The organism is Acuticoccus sp. I52.16.1 (assembly GCF_022865125.1).
GTDB lineage: Bacteria > Pseudomonadota > Alphaproteobacteria > Rhizobiales > Amorphaceae > Acuticoccus.
Map to the genome: position 1 here is coordinate 335,931 of NZ_CP094828.1, position 18,285 is coordinate 354,215.

At 69.4% G+C, this 18,285-nt stretch carries 22 protein-coding genes; 13 read left to right on the forward strand and 9 right to left on the reverse strand.

The genetic code is table 11. From position 1 onward, the window contains the following. Positions 1 to 5: 5 nt before the first annotated feature. From MRB58_RS01535 to MRB58_RS01565, 7 genes are all read left to right on the forward strand, one after another. Positions 6 to 542, forward strand: coding sequence for a TRAP transporter small permease subunit (locus MRB58_RS01535; protein WP_244779880.1), 537 nt, complete (start codon positions 6 to 8; stop codon positions 540 to 542). After that, positions 539 to 1,852, forward strand: a complete 1,314-nt coding sequence (locus MRB58_RS01540) for a TRAP transporter large permease subunit (protein ID WP_244779881.1) — start codon at positions 539 to 541, stop codon at positions 1,850 to 1,852. Before MRB58_RS01535 ends, MRB58_RS01540 begins: the two co-directional genes overlap by 4 nt. 108 nt (positions 1,853 to 1,960) lie before the next feature. Beyond that, on the forward strand, positions 1,961 to 2,989 hold the full coding sequence (locus tag MRB58_RS01545) for an SMP-30/gluconolactonase/LRE family protein (protein WP_244779882.1): 1,029 nt from the start codon (positions 1,961 to 1,963) through the stop codon (positions 2,987 to 2,989). A 135-nt stretch (positions 2,990 to 3,124) separates the two neighbouring features. After that, the gene (locus MRB58_RS01550) at positions 3,125 to 4,075 is read left to right on the forward strand and encodes a 3-hydroxyacyl-CoA dehydrogenase NAD-binding domain-containing protein (RefSeq protein WP_244779883.1); all 951 of its coding nucleotides are present in this window, start codon (positions 3,125 to 3,127) and stop codon (positions 4,073 to 4,075) included. Continuing rightward, positions 4,072 to 4,854, forward strand: a complete 783-nt coding sequence (locus tag MRB58_RS01555; protein WP_244779884.1) for a crotonase/enoyl-CoA hydratase family protein — start codon at positions 4,072 to 4,074, stop codon at positions 4,852 to 4,854. The genes MRB58_RS01550 and MRB58_RS01555 overlap by 4 nt, the downstream gene beginning before the upstream one ends. Before the next feature lie 11 nt (positions 4,855 to 4,865). Then, on the forward strand, positions 4,866 to 5,750 hold the full coding sequence (locus tag MRB58_RS01560) for an amidohydrolase family protein (RefSeq protein ID WP_244779885.1): 885 nt from the start codon (positions 4,866 to 4,868) through the stop codon (positions 5,748 to 5,750). A gap of 191 nt (positions 5,751 to 5,941) precedes the next feature. Next, positions 5,942 to 6,106 carry a hypothetical protein gene (locus tag MRB58_RS01565; RefSeq protein WP_244779886.1) on the forward strand — a complete coding sequence of 55 codons (165 nt, stop codon included), beginning with the start codon at positions 5,942 to 5,944 and terminating at the stop codon, positions 6,104 to 6,106. Positions 6,107 to 6,129: 23 nt separating this feature from the next. Here MRB58_RS01565 and MRB58_RS01570 read toward each other — a convergent pair whose 3' ends face one another. The 4 genes from MRB58_RS01570 to MRB58_RS01585 all read right to left on the reverse strand — a co-directional run bounded on the left by MRB58_RS01570 (position 6,130) and on the right by MRB58_RS01585 (position 9,531). Continuing rightward, entirely contained in the window at positions 6,130 to 6,588 is a 459-nt protein-coding gene (locus MRB58_RS01570) for a DUF3237 domain-containing protein (protein ID WP_244779887.1), read from the reverse strand. Between the two features lie 5 nt (positions 6,589 to 6,593). Further along, a complete protein-coding gene (locus MRB58_RS01575) occupies positions 6,594 to 7,886 on the reverse strand; it encodes a TRAP transporter large permease (RefSeq protein WP_244779888.1) in 1,293 nt (430 codons plus the stop codon). Then, positions 7,886 to 8,407, reverse strand: coding sequence for a TRAP transporter small permease (locus MRB58_RS01580; RefSeq protein ID WP_244779889.1), 522 nt, complete (start codon positions 8,405 to 8,407; stop codon positions 7,886 to 7,888). The genes MRB58_RS01575 and MRB58_RS01580 overlap by 1 nt, the downstream gene beginning before the upstream one ends. Before the next feature lie 107 nt (positions 8,408 to 8,514). Then, on the reverse strand, positions 8,515 to 9,531 hold the full coding sequence (locus tag MRB58_RS01585) for a TRAP transporter substrate-binding protein (protein WP_244779890.1): 1,017 nt from the start codon (positions 9,529 to 9,531) through the stop codon (positions 8,515 to 8,517). 295 nt (positions 9,532 to 9,826) lie between these two features. Between MRB58_RS01585 and MRB58_RS01590 the strand changes: the two genes are divergently transcribed. The 5 genes from MRB58_RS01590 to MRB58_RS01610 all read left to right on the forward strand — a co-directional run bounded on the left by MRB58_RS01590 (position 9,827) and on the right by MRB58_RS01610 (position 15,319). Further along, positions 9,827 to 11,689 carry a feruloyl-CoA synthase gene (locus MRB58_RS01590; RefSeq protein WP_244779891.1) on the forward strand — a complete coding sequence of 621 codons (1,863 nt, stop codon included), beginning with the start codon at positions 9,827 to 9,829 and terminating at the stop codon, positions 11,687 to 11,689. A 200-nt stretch (positions 11,690 to 11,889) separates the two neighbouring features. Next, positions 11,890 to 12,096: a hypothetical protein gene (locus MRB58_RS01595; protein WP_244779892.1), complete on the forward strand. Its 207-nt coding sequence runs from the start codon at positions 11,890 to 11,892 to the stop codon at positions 12,094 to 12,096. 15 nt (positions 12,097 to 12,111) lie between these two features. Continuing rightward, positions 12,112 to 13,473: a M17 family metallopeptidase gene (locus MRB58_RS01600; protein WP_244779893.1), complete on the forward strand. Its 1,362-nt coding sequence runs from the start codon at positions 12,112 to 12,114 to the stop codon at positions 13,471 to 13,473. Then, positions 13,470 to 14,342 carry an NlpC/P60 family protein gene (locus MRB58_RS01605; RefSeq protein ID WP_244779894.1) on the forward strand — a complete coding sequence of 291 codons (873 nt, stop codon included), beginning with the start codon at positions 13,470 to 13,472 and terminating at the stop codon, positions 14,340 to 14,342. Before MRB58_RS01600 ends, MRB58_RS01605 begins: the two co-directional genes overlap by 4 nt. A 185-nt stretch (positions 14,343 to 14,527) precedes the next feature. Continuing rightward, positions 14,528 to 15,319: an enoyl-CoA hydratase/isomerase family protein gene (locus tag MRB58_RS01610; RefSeq protein WP_244779895.1), complete on the forward strand. Its 792-nt coding sequence runs from the start codon at positions 14,528 to 14,530 to the stop codon at positions 15,317 to 15,319. Between the two features lie 34 nt (positions 15,320 to 15,353). On the opposite strand, the gene MRB58_RS01615 is transcribed toward MRB58_RS01610, so the two are convergent. Then, positions 15,354 to 15,611, reverse strand: a complete 258-nt coding sequence (locus MRB58_RS01615; RefSeq protein ID WP_244779896.1) for a DUF1127 domain-containing protein — start codon at positions 15,609 to 15,611, stop codon at positions 15,354 to 15,356. 145 nt (positions 15,612 to 15,756) lie between these two features. Here MRB58_RS01615 and MRB58_RS01620 point away from each other — a divergent pair, with 145 nt between their 5' ends. Then, on the forward strand, positions 15,757 to 16,623 hold the full coding sequence (locus MRB58_RS01620) for a LysR substrate-binding domain-containing protein (RefSeq protein WP_244779897.1): 867 nt from the start codon (positions 15,757 to 15,759) through the stop codon (positions 16,621 to 16,623). A gap of 18 nt (positions 16,624 to 16,641) precedes the next feature. Here the strand turns inward: MRB58_RS01620 and MRB58_RS01625 are convergent, their stop codons facing one another. The 4 genes from MRB58_RS01625 to flaF all read right to left on the reverse strand — a co-directional run bounded on the left by MRB58_RS01625 (position 16,642) and on the right by flaF (position 18,277). Continuing rightward, positions 16,642 to 16,908, reverse strand: coding sequence for a flagellar biosynthetic protein FliQ (locus tag MRB58_RS01625; RefSeq protein WP_244779898.1), 267 nt, complete (start codon positions 16,906 to 16,908; stop codon positions 16,642 to 16,644). Next, positions 16,908 to 17,324, reverse strand: coding sequence for a flagellar hook assembly protein FlgD (gene flgD / locus MRB58_RS01630; protein WP_244779899.1), 417 nt, complete (start codon positions 17,322 to 17,324; stop codon positions 16,908 to 16,910). The genes MRB58_RS01625 and flgD overlap by 1 nt, the downstream gene beginning before the upstream one ends. A 24-nt stretch (positions 17,325 to 17,348) precedes the next feature. Further along, positions 17,349 to 17,864, reverse strand: a complete 516-nt coding sequence (gene flbT / locus MRB58_RS01635) for a flagellar biosynthesis repressor FlbT (protein WP_244779900.1) — start codon at positions 17,862 to 17,864, stop codon at positions 17,349 to 17,351. 62 nt (positions 17,865 to 17,926) lie between these two features. Then, the gene (gene flaF / locus MRB58_RS01640; RefSeq protein WP_244779901.1) at positions 17,927 to 18,277 is read right to left on the reverse strand and encodes a flagellar biosynthesis regulator FlaF; all 351 of its coding nucleotides are present in this window, start codon (positions 18,275 to 18,277) and stop codon (positions 17,927 to 17,929) included. Positions 18,278 to 18,285 lie beyond the last annotated feature (8 nt).

Here is an 18,285-nt window from a genome sequence, read left to right on the forward strand (position 1 = left end):
CGACGATGCCCCGCGCACTCAACGCTTTCGCCACCGCCGTGACGACGATCAACCGGCTGTTCTACAAGCTCGCGAGCCTATTGATGCTCGTGATCGTCCCGGTGATGCTCTACGCCGTGGTGGCCCGCTACGGGTTCGGCGCACCGTCGAGCTGGGGGCTGGAGCTGGCGACGCTCCTGTTCGGCCCGTTCTTCCTCCTGGGCGGGCCCTACCTCCTCCACATCAAGGGCCACGTGAACCTCGATCTGGTGCGCCACTCGGCGCCCCCCTGGCTCAACCGGGCCTTCGACATCGTGAACTTCCCCATCATCGGGGCGTTCGCGCTGATCCTGCTCTATTACGCCTGGCCGTTCGCGGTGCAGTCGTGGGAGTTGGGCGAGACCTCCTTCACGACCTGGAACCCGCCGATCTGGCCGATCAAGTTCGTGATCCCCCTCGCCCTGGCCCTCCTCTTCCTTCAAGCGCTGGTCGAGTGGCTGCGCGTGCTCTTCGGCGATCCCGACGCGCTGGAGAACGAAACCAACGCGCCGGAGGCCCTGTGAGCGCCAACGTCATCCTGGTGGCGATGTTCGCAGGACTCGCCGTCTTCCTCCTCACCGGGCTTCCCGTCGCCTTCGTCCTGGGCGGCCTGTCGATCCTCTTCACGGTCCTCTTCTGGGACCCGAACGCCCTCATCATCGTCGTCCTGCAGATCTTCGACACCATGCGGTCGGAGTCGCTGCTGGCGATCCCGCTCTACATCTTCATGGCGCTGTTGTTGCAACGCTCGGGGGTGATCGAGGATCTCTACCGCGCGATGGAGCTGTGGTTCGGGAAGCTGCGCGGCGGGCTCGCGGTGGGGACCGTCCTCATCTGCGTCGTCATGGCGGCGATGACGGGCGTCGTCGGCGCGGCGGTGACGGCGATGGGCATCCTGGCGCTCCCCGAGATGCTGCGCCGCGGCTACGACCCGAAGCTCGCCACCGGCACCATCTGCGCCTCGGGCACGCTCGGGATCCTGATCCCGCCGTCGATCCTCACCATCGTCTACGCGGTGACGGCGCAGGTCTCGATCGGCACCATGCTGATCGCCGGCATCGTGCCCGGTATCCTCCTGGCGACGCTCTATACCGGCTACATCCTCGTCACCGCGTGGCTGAACCCCGAGAAGGCGCCCGCGCCCGAGGACCTGCCGGACGTGTCGCTGCGCGACAAGTTGGCGGCGCTGCCGACGCTGATCCTGCCGACGGCGATCATCGTCATGGTTCTGGGGTCGATCTTCTTCGGCATCGCGACGCCGACGGAGGCCGCCGCGGTGGGCGTCGCCGGTGCCGCGCTCGCCGCCGCGACGCGCCGCAACCTGTCGCTGACGCTGCTGCTCGACGCGTCGGCGGAGACACTGAAGGCGACGGCGATGATCCTGTGGATCACGGTCGGCGCGAAGGCCTACGTCGCGATCTTCACCTCGCTCGGCGGGGCGGACGCGCTGCTCGGCGCCATCGAGAGCCTCGAGGTCAGCCCCTACCTGGTGCTGGCGGCGATGATGCTGATCCTGGTCTTCCTCGGCACCGTGCTCGACGAGATCGGCATCATCCTCCTCACCGTGCCGGTCTTCCTGCCGGTGGTGCGCACGCTCGGCTTCGACGAGGTGTGGTTCGGCGTCCTCTTCGCGATGACGATCCAGATGGGCTACATCTCGCCGCCCTTCGGCTACACGCTCTTCTACATCAAGGCGACGCTCCCGCCGCAGCTCTCGATGTCGACGGTCTATCGCGGCATCCTGCCCTTTTTCCTGCTGCAGCTCGTCGGCCTTCTCATCCTCGTCGCCGTGCCGAAGCTCGCGACCTTCCTGCCGGCGATGATGATCAACTGACCGCCGCCCCGCCCGAGGGGCGGGGGACGTTCGTTGCTGCGAACGGTGGCCGCGTCCGCTCGGATGCGACCGCCACCAACGCCAACAAGAAGCTCATGGAGGAAATTCATGAAACGCACACTCTGTGCGATCGCGGCCCTGTGCCTGGCGCCCGGCCTCGCTCTCGCCCAATCCGCCGACGGCGACGTCCCGGCCCTGCCGCGCACCGCCGACATGGCGAGCCCGGTCCCCATCCCGCCCGCCGAGAAGAGCCTGCCGACCATCACCGCCAAGGAATGGTTCAAGGTCTCCGACGAGGGAATGCAGCTCGAGGGGCCGGTGTTCACCCCCAACGGCGACCTGATCTTCTGCGAAGTGTTCGAGGGCCGCATCTTCCGTCTGACGCCGGAAGGCGAACTCTCCGAGGTGCTGGGCAAGAACGAGCTGCGCCCGGCCGGCATCGAGTCCGACAAGGAGGGCAACCTCTACGTCGCCGAGCTCGGCAACTTCGACGACGAGGGCTCGGTGGTGAAGGTCGCCGCGGACGGCTCGTCCGTGGAGGAGATCGTCCCGCGCAGCGCCGGCTACCTCGCCGACGATCTCGTCTTCGACCGTGACGGCGGGTTCTACTTCACCGACTTCAAGGGCGGCTCGACGCGGCCGGACGGCGGCGTCTACTACGTCGGCCCCGAGCGGGGCGAGCCGGTGCAGGTGGTGCCGAACGTCGCCATCGGCAACGGCATCGGCCTCAGCCCGGACGGCAAGACGCTGTGGTTCACCGAGCTGGCCGCCGGCCGGCTCCACAAGGTGAGCCTCGCCGACGCCACCACCGTCGCCCCGTTCGGCGCCGTGGTCGCCTACCAGTTCACCGGTCCGGCGCCCGATTCGCTGCGCACCGACGCGGAAGGCAACGTCTACGTGGCGATGTACACGCAAGGTCGCATCATGGTGTTCAACAAGAACGGCTTCCCCGTCGGCCAGATCCTGGTGCCGGGGCGCGACGAGGGGCACAACCTGCGCACCACGTCGATGGTGATCAAGCCGGGCACGGACGACATGTACATCTTCACCAACGACTGGGACGGCGGCGAGGGCTCGACGATCTTCCACGCCAAGGCGCTCGCCCCGGCCTCCACCCCCTACGCCTGGCAGGACTGACCCGCCACGCGCCAACGACCGAGCGGACGGGCCCTCCTTCGCGGGGGCCCGTTTTCGTTTCCCGCGCGCGGAGATCGCTTGCGCCGCGCCGCGGGGTGGTATGGGGTTTCGCAAAAGGACGGGGAGAGGAACGGCATGACCGAGCGGGCGATTTCCAAGGTGGCGGTGATCGGCACCGGCGTGATCGGGGCGAGCTGGGTGAGCAACTTCCTCGCCCAGGGCCTCAGCGTCGGCGCCACGGACCCGGCCGACGGTGCCGAGGCGCGCCTGCGGGCGGCGGTCGACGCGCACTGGCCGGCGCTCACCGAAATCGGCCTCGCGCCGGGGGCGGACCGCGGCCGCCTCACCTTCCACCCCACGCCCGAAGCCGCCGCCGAGGGGGTCGACCTCGTCCAGGAGAACGGGCCGGAGCGGGTGGCGACCAAGCGCACCCTGTTCGCCGCGCTCGACGAGGCGGCGCCGGCCGACGCGATCGTCGCCACCAGCACCTCGACCATCATGGTCAGCGAGTTTCAGGACGCCTGCACGCGCCATCCCGAGCGGGTCGTCCTGGCGCACCCGTTCAACCCGCCGCACCTGATCCCGCTGGTGGAGGTCGGCGGCGGCAGCGCGACCGCGCCAGAGGTCGTGGCGCGGGCGATCGAGTTCTACCGCGCCATCGGCAAGCACCCGATCCACCTCAAACGAGAGGCACGCGGGCACGTCTCCAACCGCCTGCAGATCGCCTTGTGGAAGGAAGCCTTCCACATCGTCCAGTCCGGCATCGCCAGCGTGGAGGACGTCGACGCGGCGATCGCGCACGGGCCGGGGCTGCGCTGGGCGCTGCTGGGGCCGTTCCTCAACATCCACCTGTCGGGCGGGCCCGGCGGCATCCGTGGGCTGCTGGAAGGGCCGCTCGGCGCCGCGACGACGGGGATGTTCGGCGAGCTCGGCCAGCCGACGATGGACCAGGCGCTGATCGACCAGCTCTCGGAGGGTGTCGCCGAGGAGCTTGCCGCGCACGACGTCGAGGCCATGATCGAAACGCGCAACCGCCTCCTCGTCGAGCTGGTGCGCGACAAGGCCGCCGCGAGGGTTCTGCCATGACCGCGCTGCCCGACTCGCTCTCCGTCACCATCGAGGGGGAGATCGCGGTCGTCGCCCTGACGCGCCCGGCCAAGCGCAACGCTCTCGACATGGCGACGGTGAACGGCCTCGCCGCCTTCTTCTCCGGCCCGCCACAGGGGGTGAAAGCCGCCGTCCTCGTCGGCGAGGGGCCGCATTTCTGTGCCGGGCTCGACCTGTCGGAGATGGTCGCGGTGACGACGCCGATGGCCTCGGTCACCCACTCGCGCGCCTGGCACCGGGCCTTCCAGGAGATCGAGTTCGGCGTCATCCCGGTGGTCTCGGTGATGCACGGCGCGGTGATCGGCGGCGGGTTGGAGCTGGCGGCGGCGACGCACGTGCGCGTGGCCGAGCGCACGGCCTACTACGGCCTGCCCGAAGGGCAGCGCGGGCTCTTCCTGGGCGGCGGCGGCTCGGTGCGGATCAGCCGGATGATCGGCGCGCACCGGGTGATGGAGATGATGCTCACCGGGCGCACGCTCGCCGCCGAGGAGGCGCTGGGTCTCGGCCTCACGCACTATCTCGTCGAGCCCGGCGAGGGGCGGGCCAAGGGCATCGCGCTGGCGCGCAAGATCGCCGGCAACGCTTCGGGCAGCAACTACGCGATCATCAACGCCCTCCCCCGCATCGCCGCCAGCGCCCCGGAGGCGGGGCTGATGACCGAATCGCTGACGGCCGCCTTCGCGGAAGGCGCACCGGAGACCCGGCAGCGGCTGAAGGACTTCCTCGAAAAGCGCGCCGACAAGGTGACGCGGGACTGAAGGCGGAGCCCATGAACATCGACGATCTCGTCGCCATCGACGTGCACACCCACGCCGAGCGCTCCTGCCGCCAGCCGGCGGACACCTTCTGGCAGCCCTACGAGGACGCGGCGACGCAATATTTCAAGGTCGGCGAGCGGCCGACCATCGCCGACACGATCGCGCATTACCGCGCGCGGAAGATCGGGCTGGTGATGTTCTGCGTCGACAGCGAATCGACCATCGGCAACCGCCGCATCTCCAACCTCGAGGTGGCCGAGGCCGCGGCGGCGAACGCGGACATGATGATGGCCTTCGCCTCCATCGACCCGCACAAGGGGATGATGGGCGTGCGCGAGGCGCGCGAGCTGATCGAGGCCGGGCTCATCCGGGGCTTCAAGTTCCACCCCACCCTTCAGGGCTTCTTTCCCAACGACCCGCTCGCCTACAAGCTCTACGAGGTGATCGCCGAGCACAAGCTGCCGGCGCTCTTCCACTCCGGCCACTCGGGGATCGGCACCGGCATGCCGGGCGGCGGGGGGCTGCGGCTGAAGTACTCCAACCCCATGCACCTCGACGACGTCGCGGCCGACTTTCCCGACATGACGGTCATCATCGCCCACCCGTCGTGGCCGTGGCAGGACGAGGCGCTGTCGGTGTGCCTGCACAAGCCGAATGTCTACATCGACCTGTCGGGCTGGCGGCCGAAATACTTTCCGCCGCAGCTCGTCCAATTCGCCAACACGCAGCTCAAGCGCAAGATGCTGTTCGGGACGGACTACCCGCTCATCACCCCGGATGCGTGGATCGCGGACTTCAAGGACGCGGGCTTCCGCGAGGAGGTACACCCGCTGATCCTGAAGGATAATGCCGTCCGCGCCCTCGGGATCCGCCAAAACTCGCCCCCACCCCAATAATGCTGACGTTCATCCCACCGAAATCTTGGATGAATCCGATGAACTCCGGCGCGCCCAAGCAACCAGCAACATAAATCCTCTCGCCGAACCGACAATCGAACACATAAGATCACAAACAATCCGACGTTTCGGTGCTATCTCATGGAGGATGGCGTACAACTGGCGAGGCAATTGTGAGTGACGTGCATCGAATGCAGCTTCTCATGGCGCTGCTCATCTCGGCGCGCAAGGCGGCCGACGAGCTGGGATATGTCGAAATGGCAGGCGATCTGGGCGATTTCGCCGAAGGCCTCGTCGACGACGAGCCGGCCGCGGCCCTCGGCGAGGTCAGCGCGACGATGACCTGGGTGAACTGACGGCCCGCGCGGCGGCGACCGCCCTACAGAACCTCGAAGACGTGCATTCGCACGGCCGCGGCTTCACGCGCCCCGGTGCCGATGCAGATCGTGCGGTTGAGCCAGGCATAACGCGGTGCGCCGGTCTCGAACCGCGGATGGGTGCGCATGTAGTATTGCGCGGCGTCGACGTTTTCGCCCGCAGCGAGACGTGCCAGCACCTCCGGCGACCCGTGCCGGTAGCCGAAGTTGCGGATCTCGATCAGCGCGCCGTCGTCGGTCTCGACGAGGTAGCGCGTGTCGAGTTCGGCGAGGCCGTCGTCGAACACCGTCTGCCAGTCGGCGCCATGGTTCGCGATTCGGCCGGTGATGCGCCCCGTCACCGTACCGCCGAGGATGGGGATGATGCGTCGCCGGCCCGCCCGCCCGCTCCCCAGCTCCATCGGCGGTCCCAGCTCGACCCGCAGGTCGACGAGATGGGCGAGGCGGGGCGGATCGATCATGACATTCACATCGTCGACGGTAGGAAGAGGATGATCGCCGGGAAGGCGACGTAGAGGATCAGCCGCAGGATATCCGCCGCGACGAAGGGCAGGATGCCCCGGAAGATCGTCGTCAGCGGCACGTCGCGTGCGATGGTGTTGATGACGAAGACGTTCATCCCCACCGGCGGCGTGATCATCCCCAGTTCCACCGTGACGACGATGATGACGCCGAACCAGATCGGGTCGAACCCCAGCCCCTGGATCACGGGAAAGACGATCGGCACCAGGAGGATGATCATCGCCATCGCGTCGAGGATGCAGCCGGCCAGCAGGAAGAAGCCGAGGATCAGCGCGAGCGTGCCGTAAGCGCCGACGTCGAGGTCGGTGAGGAACATCGTGATCTTCTGCGGCGTGCGGGTGATCGCCAGGAAATAGCCGAACAGCACCGCGCCGATGAGGATGGTGTAGATCGCGACCGACGTGCGCAACGCCTCGACGAGGCTCGCCATGATGAGCCGCGGCCCCAGCCGGCGCCGCACGATGCCGATCAGCATCGTCAGCAGCGCCCCCGTGGCGGCCGCCTCCGTCGGCGTCACGACGCCGAAGTACATCGCGCCGATCACCATCACGAAGAGGAGCAGCACCGCCCAGATGCCCGAGAGCGACGCCACCGCCTCGCGCATCTGGAAGGGCGTCCCCTCGGGCAGCTTGTTGCGGTAGGCGAGCCGCACCGCGCCCATGTAGAAGAGGATCGCGATGAGGCCGGGGATGATGCCGGCCACGAAGAGGACGCCGACGTCCTGCTCGGTGATGTAGGCGTAGACCGCCAGCACCACCGAGGGCGGGATCAGGATCCCCAGCGTGCCCCCGGCCGCGACCACGCCGGACGAGACGTCCTCCGGGTAGCCGAAGCGGCGCATCTCCGGGAGCGCGATCTTCGTCATGGTCGCGGCGGTGGCGACGGACGAGCCGCAGATGGCGGCGAATCCCGCGCAGGCGGCGATGGTGGAGAGCGCCAGGCCGCCGCGGAAGCGTCCGAGCCACGCCTGACCCGCCCGGAACATCTCCCGGCTCATGCCCGAATTGGTGGCGAGCACGCCCATCAGGATGAAGAACGGGATGAGCGAGAGGTTGAAGTCGGCGATCACGCGGATGGGCGATGTCGTCAGGAGGTTGAGGGCCGGCTTCATGCCGCGCACCGCGCCGAAGCCGAAGACGCCGACGAGGCCCATCGCGATGCCGATCGGCACGCGCAGCGCCATCATGACGAAGAGCGCGACGAACCCGGCGCCGGCGACGAGGTCGGAGTTCGCCATCAGCGCACCGCCTCATCGTCCGCCTGGATCCGCTCGGCATGGTCGAGCGTGTCGCCGCGCACGATGATGAGGCCGAGGCGCGCCCCCACGGTCACCACCGCCGCCGCGGTGCCGAGCCAGATGACGCCCATCAGCGGCCACACCACGATGCGCAGGTCGAACGTCGCCTCGCCGGACCGGAACGCGCTCTCGACGCGGCCGAACATCTTCCACGCCAGCAGCACGACGAAGAGGAGGACGAGCGCCCAGGCGAGCGCGTCGACCACGCGCTTCAGCGGCCGCGGCAGCGCGTCGGCGAAGAGTTCCACCTTGATGTGCGAGCCGCGATAGCCGAGCGCGGCGAAACCCCACATCACGGCGGCGCCGATGAGGAGGCGGGAAAGGTCGAAGCTGTCCGGCACGGGGAAGGCGAAGAGATAGCGCCCGACCGCCGAGACGACGATGAGGACGGTCACGAGCGCCAGGAGCAGGCCGGCGACGGCCTCGGTCCCGGCGCAGAAGCGTTCAAGCAAGCGTGCCACAAGGGGTTTCGGGCCGCGGCCCGCCTTTCGTTCCATGACGGAGCGCCGGGGAGCCGGCCGCCTGCGCGGCGAGGCCCCCCAGCGTCGTTCGTGTCGCGTCGTTCGGGTCAGTCGTCGCCCATCAGCGCCCCGGCCTCCTGCAGCGCGGCGACGTAGCCGTCGTAGGCGGCTTGCGCGTCGACCCCGCGGGCGTTGACGGCCTCCATCCACTCCTGCGTGAGCGGGGCGGCCGATTCGCGCCACTTGGCGAGGTCCTCGGCGGTGGGCTTATAGAGGGTGTGGCCCTCTTCGATCATGCGGTCGCGCCCGGCCGCCTCGGCGTCCACCCAGCCGGAAACCACCGTCTCGGTCCACTCCGGCGTGCAGTGGTCGTCGATGATCTGGCGCAGGTCGTCCGGCAGCCCCTCGACCATGTCCTTGTTCATCACGATCGCCTGGCTGGAAACGTAGAGCGGCGTGTCGAGGTGGTTGGACACCTCCTTGTCGATGCCGAAGATGAAGATCGAGCCCCACGGGAAGGTGATCATGTCGGCCGCGCCCTTGGCGATCGCCTCGCGCGCTTCGGGCGCCGGGACCTGCACCGAGGCGCCGCCCATCAGCGAGACCCAGCGCGCCATCGTGGCGTGCGCGGGGCGGACGTTCTTGCCCTCGATGTCGGCCGGGGTCCGCACCGGATCCTTGGAGTGGAAGGTGCCGGGGTCGTGGCTGTGCGTCATGCAGTAGTAGACGTCGCTCATCTCCTGCGGCGCATACTGGCGGTACCACGCGTCGAACGCGCGCGAGCCGGCCTTGGCGTCGGACATCATGAGCGGCAGCTCGCCGATGGCGTGCAGCGGGAAGCGGCCGGGCTGGTAGCCGGGGTTGATCCAGGTGATGTCGGCGATGCCGTCGCGGGCCATGTCGTAATGGTCGCCTGCGGCGCCGAGCTGCTGGGCGGGGTAGATGTCGATCTTGATGCGCCCGTCGGAGGCGTCCTCGATCGACTGGATCCACGGCTCGAAGCCGGTGGGCTGCAGCGGGTGGGTCGGCGGCAGCCAGTGGGCGAACGAGAGCGTCACCTCCTGCGCGGCGACGCTCGCCGGGAGGCCGAGGCACAGGGCGGCCGCCAGCACGGTTCTCAACATGGTCGTCTCTCCTCCAACGGCCGGCGATCCATAGTCGCGGGCCTTGTCGATGCGGCGCCCGGCGGCGCCGATGTGGGCGTCAGGGTGGCGGGGATTTTCGCGCACTGCAACGCCGATCTACAAGGATTTTGGCGCCTCCGCACCGCGCGTCCGCGGTGCGGCGGCACAGGGGGTGAACGGCCATAGGCGCCATTGTATTCGCCCCATAACGAATTATCGTTCGCCCGGCGCCCCGGCCGCGAACGGGCGCGCCGCCACGATGCCGGGGCAACCGGCACGTCGCAGGGGGAGAGCCATGGCCGCAGCAACGACCGCACCGCTCAGGACATGGTCGCCCGACGTGCGGCACGAGACCCGGTCCGACGGCACCACGCTCGTCTGGCGCGCCGACCCGCTCGGCCCCTACCCCGCCAAGATGACCGAGCGGCTGGAGCACTGGGCAGCCCTCGCCCCGGACCGCCCCTTCATCGCCGAGCGCGATGGCGAGGGCTGGCGCGTCCTCACCTATGCCGACGGTCTGGCGAAGGTGCGCGCGCTGGGGGCCGCCTTCCTCGCCCTCGGCCTGTCGCCGGGGCGGCCGCTGGCGATCCTGTCCGGCAACGACATCGAGCACGCGCTGATGGCGCTGGGGGCACAATATGTGGGCGTGCCGTCGGCGGCCCTGTCGCCGGCCTACTCGCTGCTTTCGGACGACTTCGCCAAGCTGCGAGACATCGCCCGCCAGCTCACCCCCGGCCTGGTCTTCGCCGCCGACGGGCGCCGCTTCGCCCGCGCCATCGACGCCGCCTTCCCCGACACGCCGCTCGCGCTGACACGCGGCGAGGTGCCCGACCGCCCCGCGCTCGACGTCGCCGCGCTCGCCGCCACGCCGGCAACGCCCGCGGTCGACGCCGCGCACGCCGCGGTCGGGCCGGACACGGTGGCGAAGTTCCTGTTCACGTCCGGCACCACGGGCTCGCCCAAGGCCTCGATCCAGACGCAGCGGGTGATCTGCGCCAATCAGGCAATGGTGCTCGACTGCTACGCCTTCATGCGCGACGAGCCGCCGGTGATCGTCGACTGGGCGCCCTGGAACCACACCGCGGCGGGGAACAAGAACTTCTACCTCGTCCTCAACAACGGCGGCACCTACTACCTCGACGCCGGCAAGCCCACGCCGCAAGGGATCGGCGAAACCATCCGCAACCTGCGCGAGATCTCGCCCACCTGGTACTTCAACGTGCCGGCGGGGTACGAGATGTTGCTGGGCGCCATGGAGAGCGACGCGGCGCTGCGGCGCACCTTCTTCGCGCGGCTGCAGATGATGGTCTACGCCGCCGCCAGCATGGCGCAGCACACCTGGGACCGCCTGCACCGGATGGCCGCCGAGACGCGCGGCGCCCCGCTCCTCCTCTCCGCCGGCTATGGTGCGACGGAGACCGGCCCGTTCGCCCTCTCCTCGATGGAGCCGCAACCGGGGCCCGGCAACGTCGGCATCCCGGCGCAGGGGGTGACGTTGAAGCTCGTCCCGCACGGCGACAAGCTCGAGGCGCGGTTGAAGGGCCCCAACATCGCGCCCGGCTACTGGCGCAATCCGGCGATGAGCGCGCGCGCGTTCGACGAGGAGGGCTTCTACCTGGTCGGCGACGCGCTGCGCTACGCGGTGCCGGGCGAGCCGGCACGCGGCTTCCTGTTCGACGGGCGCATCGCCGAGAACTTCAAGCTCGCCACCGGCACCTGGGTCGCGGTCGGCGCGCTGCGGGCCGCGTTCGTCGACGCGATGGGCGGCCTCGTCAGCGACGTGGTGATCGCCGGGGAGGACCGCGATCGGCTGGCCGCGTTGATGGTGCCGCACATCGCCGCGCTGCGCGAGCTGGTGCCGGACGGCGCCGACCTTTCCCGCGCCGCGCTGATCGCCCATCCGGCGGTTCGCGCCGAGGCCGGCGCCCGGCTGACGCGGTTCGCGGCGAAGGCGACCGGGTCGGCGACGCGGGTCATGGCGGCGATGTTCCTCGACGTCGACCTCTCGTTCGATCGCGGTGAAGTGACCGACAAAGGCTCCATCAACCAGCGCGCCGTGCTCGCCCACCGGGCGGGCGACGTCGCCGCCCTCTTCACCGACGATCCGCGCGTGATCGGGGCCGACGTCCGCGTGATGGGCGAGGCTGCGCAGGCCTGATCGGCCCGGTTCCCGGGGGTGATCGGCCGCGGCGGCGCGGCAGACGCGGCAAATCCTAACGCTTCCCGAACGCGACCGGAGGCGACTTGATCGGCCGCGAATACCACTGGTTTACCGTATCGCGATAAAGACCCTCGTCAAATTCGCTGCAATGCCGACGTTAACCCGGCAACAAGACGAGCCAGTGAGGTTCGTGGGCAATGGAACCGGCGGACGAGGGTCGCAAGGACATGGCAAATGGGGCCGACATGCCGAGAGTGCGTCGTGGTGCGAAGCCGCCGCGCGCCGAGGCCTTGACCGAGCTGCCCATGGTCGCCGCGCTGCTGGTGGCCGCCGTCGTGATTGCGATCATGGCGGCTGGAGGCCCGGTTCTCGACATGTTATCAGGTTTTGGATGGACCTCCTGAAGTAACACACGCCCTATGATCGTCGGTCGACATGAAGCGGAGCGGCCGGCACCGGTCCATTCCGTCCCCAAAGCCAACGCCGCAGAATTTCTCGCCCGCCTGTCGCGCGAGCACGCGGCCTTCGCCGCCGCCAACGGGTTTGACGGCGCCGCAGGCCAGGTGCTCGCCCTGCCGGACGTCGCCGGGCGCCTCGCCATGGTGCTGGTCGGCACCGGGGACGATTCGGACCCCTTCGCCGCCGCCAGCCTCGCGCGGTTCCCGGACGCCACCTTCGCGCTCGGCGAGGGCTGGAAGGATCCGACCGCGGCGACGCTGGGCTTCCTCCTCGGCCTCTACCGCTACGACAGCTACAAGTCCGTGCCCGAGCGCACCGCCAAGCTGGTCGCGCCGGAGGGGGTCGACGCGGTGGACGTGCGCCGCATCGCCAGGGCCGTGGGGCTGACGCGCGACCTCATCAACACCCCCGCCAACGACCTCGGCCCCGCGGAGCTCGCCGACGCCGCGCAGGCGCTCGCCCGCGAGTACGCCGCCCATGTCGAGATCACCGACGGCGAGGACCTCGAGACCGGGTTCCCGATGATCGCCGCGGTGGGCGCCGCGTCGAGCCGCCCGCCTCTCCTGATCGACCTGACATGGGGCGACGAATCGGCCCCCAAGGTGACGCTGGTGGGCAAGGGCGTGGTGTTCGACACCGGCGGGCTCGACATCAAGCCCGCCAGCGCGATGCTACTGATGAAGAAGGACATGGGCGGCGCGGCCCAGGCGCTGGGCTTGGCGCAGATGATCATGGACGCCGAGCTTCCCATCCGTCTGCGCGTGCTGATCGGCGCGGCGGAGAACGCCATCGGCGGCGCCGCCTTCCGGCCGGGCGACGTGCTGCGCTCGCGCAAGGGCCTGACGGTGGAGATCGGCAACACCGACGCGGAAGGCCGGCTGGTGCTGGCGGACGCCCTCGCCTACGCCGACGCCGAGGCGCCCGAGCTCTTGGTCGACTTCGCCACCCTCACCGGCGCCGCCCGCGTGGCACTGGGGCCGGACATGCCGGCGATGTTCACCCACGACGACGCACTGGCGCGCGAACTGAGCGTCGCCGGCGAGGACATCCACGATCCGGTCTGGCGCCTGCCGCTGTGGCCGCGCTACGACAAGTGGCTGAAGTCGGACGTGGCGGACGTGAACCACATTTCCAGCCAGGCCTTCGCCGGGTCGATCACGGCAGCGCTGTTCCTCAACCGTTTCGTCGCCGACGCGCACGCCCACGTCCACTTCGACCTCTACGCCTGGAACAGCGAGGCGCGGCCGGGCCGGCCCAAGGGCGGCGAGGCCCAGTCGATCCGCGCCCTCTACCACTGGCTCGGCGTCCGGTACGGCGCGTGAGCGGCACCCTCGACGCGCGCCGCAACGCCATCCGTCCCGACCTCGCCGACGCGGCGCTGAAGGGCAAGGTCGAGGCGGAGCGGTTCGTCACCGGCGACGTCCGCCGCATCCGCGAGCCGTGCGTCGCGCTGCGCCGCCACCCTGCGCCGGACGCTCCGGTCGACACCGAGTTCCTCTACGGCGAGCGCGTCACCGTGTTCGACCGCGACGGCGGCTGGTGCTGGGTGCAGAGCGACGTCGACCGATATGTCGGCTACGTCGAGCATACGGCGTTGGAGCCGGAGGTGGCGTTGGAGCCGGGCCTGGCGCTGCATCGCATCTCGGTGCCGCTGGCGTTGGTCTTCCCGGAGCCGTCGATCAAGGTGTCTCCGGTGCTGCGCCTGCCGATGGGCGCGGTGATCGCCGCCGGCGACATGGAGCGCCACGGCAACGAGCACTTCCACAAGACCCCCGGCGGCTACGTGCTGACACAGCACTGCACCCTCGCCACACGCGCGGCGAAGGACTGGGTGGCGGTGGCGGAGACCTTCGTCGGCACGCCCTACCTGTGGGGCGGCAAGTCGTGGCTGGGGATCGACTGCTCGGGCCTCGTCCAACTCGCGTTGCAGATGGCCGGCCGCACCGCTCCGCGCGACAGCGACATGCAGGCGCGCGAGCTGGGAGAGGGGCTGCCGCACGATCCGCTGCCGGACCTGGAGCGCGGTGATCTCGTCTTCTGGCGCGGCCATGTCGGCATCATGCTCGACCCCAGCCGCCTGCTCCACGCGAACGGCTATCATCATCGCACCGCGATCGAGCCGCTGGCGGAGACCATCGCCCGTCTCAACGCGCTCGGCCTGCTGCCGACGGCCTACCGCCGCATCCCCTGACCGGCCCTGCCGCCCGGCACACCTTCCTCATGCGGCCGCGAACCCTGCACGGGCCGGCGGCTGTTGCACGGCGGGCCGCGAGCGGCCGGTCCCGCCCACACGGCACAGTTGCGCACAGTGCGCCGCTTGCCCTACTCCCGGCCGAGCGCCGATGTCACTCGGCCAACAATTGCGAAAGGCAGAAGATGTCCGACGAGATGCCCCACGTCGACGTGTCGCGCGATGGCGCGGTGGCGACCGCGACCCTGGTGAACCCGGCGCGGCGCAACGCCATCTCGCTGGGGATGTGGCGCGAGCTGGAGGACTTCGCGGTGTCGGTGAGCGCGGACCCGGACGTGCGCGCCGTCGTCTTCCGCGGCCGGGGCGAGGTGTTTTCGGCCGGAGCCGACATTACCGGTTTCGCCGACGACCGGTCCGACGCCACCAACGCGCGCGTCTACGACGATCAGCTGGAGCTGTCCTGCCGCGCCATCGAGGCGATCCGCCAGCCGACGGTCGCACGCCTCGAGGGTCCGGTGGTCGGTGCCGGTGCGGCGCTGGCGCTCTCGTGTGACATTCGGGTGGCGACGGAGGACGCCTTCTTCATGGTGCCGGCCGCGCGGCTGGGGCTCGGCTACGATCCGCGCGGGGTGGCGCGGCTCATCCGCATGTTCGGCGAATCGATGGCCCGCTGGGTCATGCTGACGGCGGGACGGCTTCCCGTGCAGCGCGCCTTCGTCATGGGCGCCGTTCACGAGGTCCTGTCGGATGAGGATATCGACGAGGGGCTGGAGCGCCTTGTGGCGCGTTTGGCGGAGAATGCGCCGCTCAGCCTGGCGGCGGCGAAGGTCTCAGTCCGCGCCGTGGCGGACGGCACCGAGCCGACCTTGATGGAAGAGGCCTGGCGCCTGGTCGACGCGGCCGATGCCAGCGACGACTACGTGGAAGGCCGCGCAGCATTCGCCGAAAAGCGGACCCCTCACTTCGAGGGCCGCTGATCGGCTCACTGCGCGGCCGTCCCGCACCGGGGGCTCAGTGGGAGGCCCGACGCTCGGTCGCCCGCTTGTTGCGGACGACGACCGCGGCATTCTCCTCGAGCGGAAGGGACAGGCCCCAGTAGATGTCGGCACGGCTCAGGCCGATGTCGTCGAGGACCGCCTGGTCGAGGTCGAGCATACGCGCGAACGCGGCCCGGCGCCGACGGATGGCGTAGGCGTGACGCACCTTCTGTGCGACCGCGGAGAGAAGGGAGCCGCCGCGCGCGCCGGCGTAGGTCGTGTTGGTTGCCATGATGGCCTCCGATTCATGGTGGGTGTTGCAGGCTAGATGGGCGCGACCTACTGTTCAGTCGAACGAATAGTTTTGATGCGTCCGAACAAGAAAACTGAACGCTCAAACTTTGGTCGCGCCTGAAATTTCACCGTTCGGAGGATCGATGCCCGCCGCCGGCCTGAACACGGATCTGATGCGCACCTTCGTCGCCGTGGCGGACCTCGGCGGTTTCCGCGCCGCCGCCTCGCGCGTCCATCGCACGCCGTCCGCGATCTCGATGCAGATGGCCAAGCTGGAAGAAGACATCGGCACGCCGCTGTTCGTGAAAACCGGCCGGACCACGGCGCTTTCCGCCGCGGGCGAAGAGCTTCTCACCTATGCCCGCCGCATCCTCGATCTCAGCGAGGAGGCCATGGAGCGCCTGCGCGGGCGCGAGATCGGCGGCTATGTCTGCTTCGGGGTGCCGGACGACCGGGGGGCGCGGCTGCTGCCGGGCGTCCTGTCGCGTTTCGCGCGCAGTTATCCCAACGTCGAGGTGGAGGTGCTGCTCGCCCCCAGCAAGCAGCTCCTGGAGCGGCTGGAAAAGCGCACCGTCGACCTCATCGTCGTCTCCAACACGCCCGGCGCGGTCGAGGCCGGGGGCGAGGTGGTCTATTCCGAAGAGCTCGTCTGGGTGGGGTTGGAAGGTGGCCGGGCACGCGACAAGCGCCCCGTGCCGCTCGCGGTCGCCGACGCGGGGTGCCAATGGCGCCACATCGCGGTCGAGGCGCTGGAGTCGGCGGGCATCGCCTACCGCATCGCCGTCACGTCGGGCCATGCCTGGGGCCAGCTCGCCGCGGTGGAGGCCGACCTCGCCATCGCCCCGCTGCCGGTCGCGCTGGTCGACCCGGGGCTGGAGCGGGTCGACGGCGCCCTACCCCCGCTCGGCCGCTTCCAGGACCGCATGTGCATGGTCCCCAACGCCTCGCGGGCGACGCAGGCGCTGGCCGAGGCGCTGCGCGAGAGCCTGCACGCCTACCGCGAGGCCTGAGCGCCCCGCGGCACCGTCTCAGAAGCCGACGACGATGTGGTTATAGACCTCTTCGGTCAGCGCATAGATGTGCGCGCCGATGAAGCTCGCCGAGAGCGCGGCGACCACCAGGATGGCGATGATCTTCGGAATGAAGGTCAGCGTCATCTCCTGAACCTGCGTCAGCGCCTGCAACAGCGAAATGGCGACGCCCACCACCATCGCCACCGCCACCACGGGCGATGAGGCGATGATGACGGTGAAGATCGCCTGCTGGACGATGTCGATGGCGTCGACCTCGGTCATCAGCTGATCGTCGCGCCCTGACCGAGGGTGACCTTCGTGCCGTCCTCCATCACGGCGATCGTGCCGTTGGCGGTGACCTGCACCTGCTGCACCACGCCCGATTCACCGCTCGGCATCGTCACCGTCCGCCCGATCAGCGCGCCGGCATCACCCAGCGCCTGCGCGGTCAGCACCGCCTCCAGCCGCTGGTTGGTGATGATGTTCTGCTCGACGTTGGAGAAGGTCGCGAGCTGGGCGATGTACTCGGTGTCGTCCATCGGGTTGAGCGGATCCTGGTTCTGCATCTGCGTCACCAGGAGGCGCAGGAAGGCCTCGTAGTCGAGCGAGGACGGACCGGCGGCCTGGCCGAGGGCCGCGGCGCTGGTCTGTGTCTGCTGGGTGTTGGTGGCCGCACTCACCGAGGTCACGGGGTCCATAGGGTCGCTCCTTCGCGTCGGGTGTCAGTGGGACGGCAGGTTGGCGGCGATCGCGCGTCGCGGCTCGCCGACGGCGGCGAAGGCGGTGTCCTCCTCCGTCTCGCTCTTGGCGGGCGCGGCGGGGGCGGCGACCGGCTGGGGCAGCTCCTCGAAGGCCGAGGCGCCGGCGAGCACCTCCGCTTCCTCGGCGAACAGGCTGCGCAGGGTCTTGAGCGCATGGAAGGGCCGCTCGGCCGCCACCTGGCGCAGAGCCTCCTCGATCCCGCTCTTCAGTGTCTGCGAACGGAAGATACCGGCGACATCCCGCGCCATCGCCTCGAACAAGGCACGGCTGGCGGCGGCGTTGGCCGGGTCCATCAGCATCGCTTGGACGGCGAAGTAGAGCTGCCGGATCGGCGTCTTGGTGTCCTCCACCTGAAGGACGTGGTTTTCGAGCAGGAACGTCGCGTCGTTCAGCAGTTCGAGCGTCACCTTCCGGTCGACGCGCAGGACCGCGCCGTTCAGGAACAGACGCTCGCCCGCGCGCAGCGAGATGTGCATGGGACGGGGGCTCTCTCGGCGGCCCTCGTCGGCCGGCGGGGAGCGTCGGGAGGTCGAGGCGTTCATGTGGCCAGTCCTTCGCGCACGGTTTTGTTGATTTCGATCAGAGGGGCCCAGTCGTCCTTTCGGTCCCCGAGGATGGCGTCGGCCTCGCGGATGACCCACAGGCCGATGGAGATCAGGTTGCCCTTGAGGTCGTCGGAGAGATCGTTCGCGGGCCGTGACAGGTCCTTGATGAGGTAACCCCAGAGGGTCTGCACATGGCGGGCGGCGTCTCGCTTGCGGTCGAAGTTGCCAGGGTCGGCCTGAGCCGCCTGCATGAGTGCAATGCCCGTGTCGAAGGCCTCGCACTCCTGCTCGCGACCCAGGACGCTGCAGCCCTGGGAGACGTCCGCATAGATACTCGCCGTCAAAGCAGGCC

What these genes read in the sequence shown, in the direction of transcription:
- MRB58_RS01615 (WP_244779896.1), bottom strand. Translation starts at nt 15,611, where the DNA reads ATGGCAACCAACACGACCTACGCCGGCGCGCGCGGCGGCTCCCTTCTC.
- MRB58_RS01600 (WP_244779893.1), top strand. Translation starts at nt 12,112, where the DNA reads ATGATCGTCGGTCGACATGAAGCGGAGCGGCCGGCACCGGTCCATTCC.
- MRB58_RS01550 (WP_244779883.1), top strand. Translation starts at nt 3,125, where the DNA reads ATGACCGAGCGGGCGATTTCCAAGGTGGCGGTGATCGGCACCGGCGTG.
- MRB58_RS01620 (WP_244779897.1), top strand. Translation starts at nt 15,757, where the DNA reads ATGCCCGCCGCCGGCCTGAACACGGATCTGATGCGCACCTTCGTCGCC.
- MRB58_RS01625 (WP_244779898.1), bottom strand. Translation starts at nt 16,908, where the DNA reads ATGACCGAGGTCGACGCCATCGACATCGTCCAGCAGGCGATCTTCACC.
- MRB58_RS01570 (WP_244779887.1), bottom strand. Translation starts at nt 6,588, where the DNA reads ATGATCGATCCGCCCCGCCTCGCCCATCTCGTCGACCTGCGGGTCGAG.
- MRB58_RS01610 (WP_244779895.1), top strand. Translation starts at nt 14,528, where the DNA reads ATGTCCGACGAGATGCCCCACGTCGACGTGTCGCGCGATGGCGCGGTG.
- MRB58_RS01535 (WP_244779880.1), top strand. Translation starts at nt 6, where the DNA reads ATGCCCCGCGCACTCAACGCTTTCGCCACCGCCGTGACGACGATCAAC.
- MRB58_RS01545 (WP_244779882.1), top strand. Translation starts at nt 1,961, where the DNA reads ATGAAACGCACACTCTGTGCGATCGCGGCCCTGTGCCTGGCGCCCGGC.
- flgD (WP_244779899.1), bottom strand. Translation starts at nt 17,324, where the DNA reads ATGGACCCCGTGACCTCGGTGAGTGCGGCCACCAACACCCAGCAGACA.
- MRB58_RS01560 (WP_244779885.1), top strand. Translation starts at nt 4,866, where the DNA reads ATGAACATCGACGATCTCGTCGCCATCGACGTGCACACCCACGCCGAG.
- MRB58_RS01585 (WP_244779890.1), bottom strand. Translation starts at nt 9,531, where the DNA reads ATGTTGAGAACCGTGCTGGCGGCCGCCCTGTGCCTCGGCCTCCCGGCG.
- MRB58_RS01595 (WP_244779892.1), top strand. Translation starts at nt 11,890, where the DNA reads ATGGAACCGGCGGACGAGGGTCGCAAGGACATGGCAAATGGGGCCGAC.
- flbT (WP_244779900.1), bottom strand. Translation starts at nt 17,864, where the DNA reads ATGCACATCTCGCTGCGCGCGGGCGAGCGTCTGTTCCTGAACGGCGCG.
- MRB58_RS01555 (WP_244779884.1), top strand. Translation starts at nt 4,072, where the DNA reads ATGACCGCGCTGCCCGACTCGCTCTCCGTCACCATCGAGGGGGAGATC.
- MRB58_RS01590 (WP_244779891.1), top strand. Translation starts at nt 9,827, where the DNA reads ATGGCCGCAGCAACGACCGCACCGCTCAGGACATGGTCGCCCGACGTG.
- MRB58_RS01565 (WP_244779886.1), top strand. Translation starts at nt 5,942, where the DNA reads ATGCAGCTTCTCATGGCGCTGCTCATCTCGGCGCGCAAGGCGGCCGAC.
- MRB58_RS01575 (WP_244779888.1), bottom strand. Translation starts at nt 7,886, where the DNA reads ATGGCGAACTCCGACCTCGTCGCCGGCGCCGGGTTCGTCGCGCTCTTC.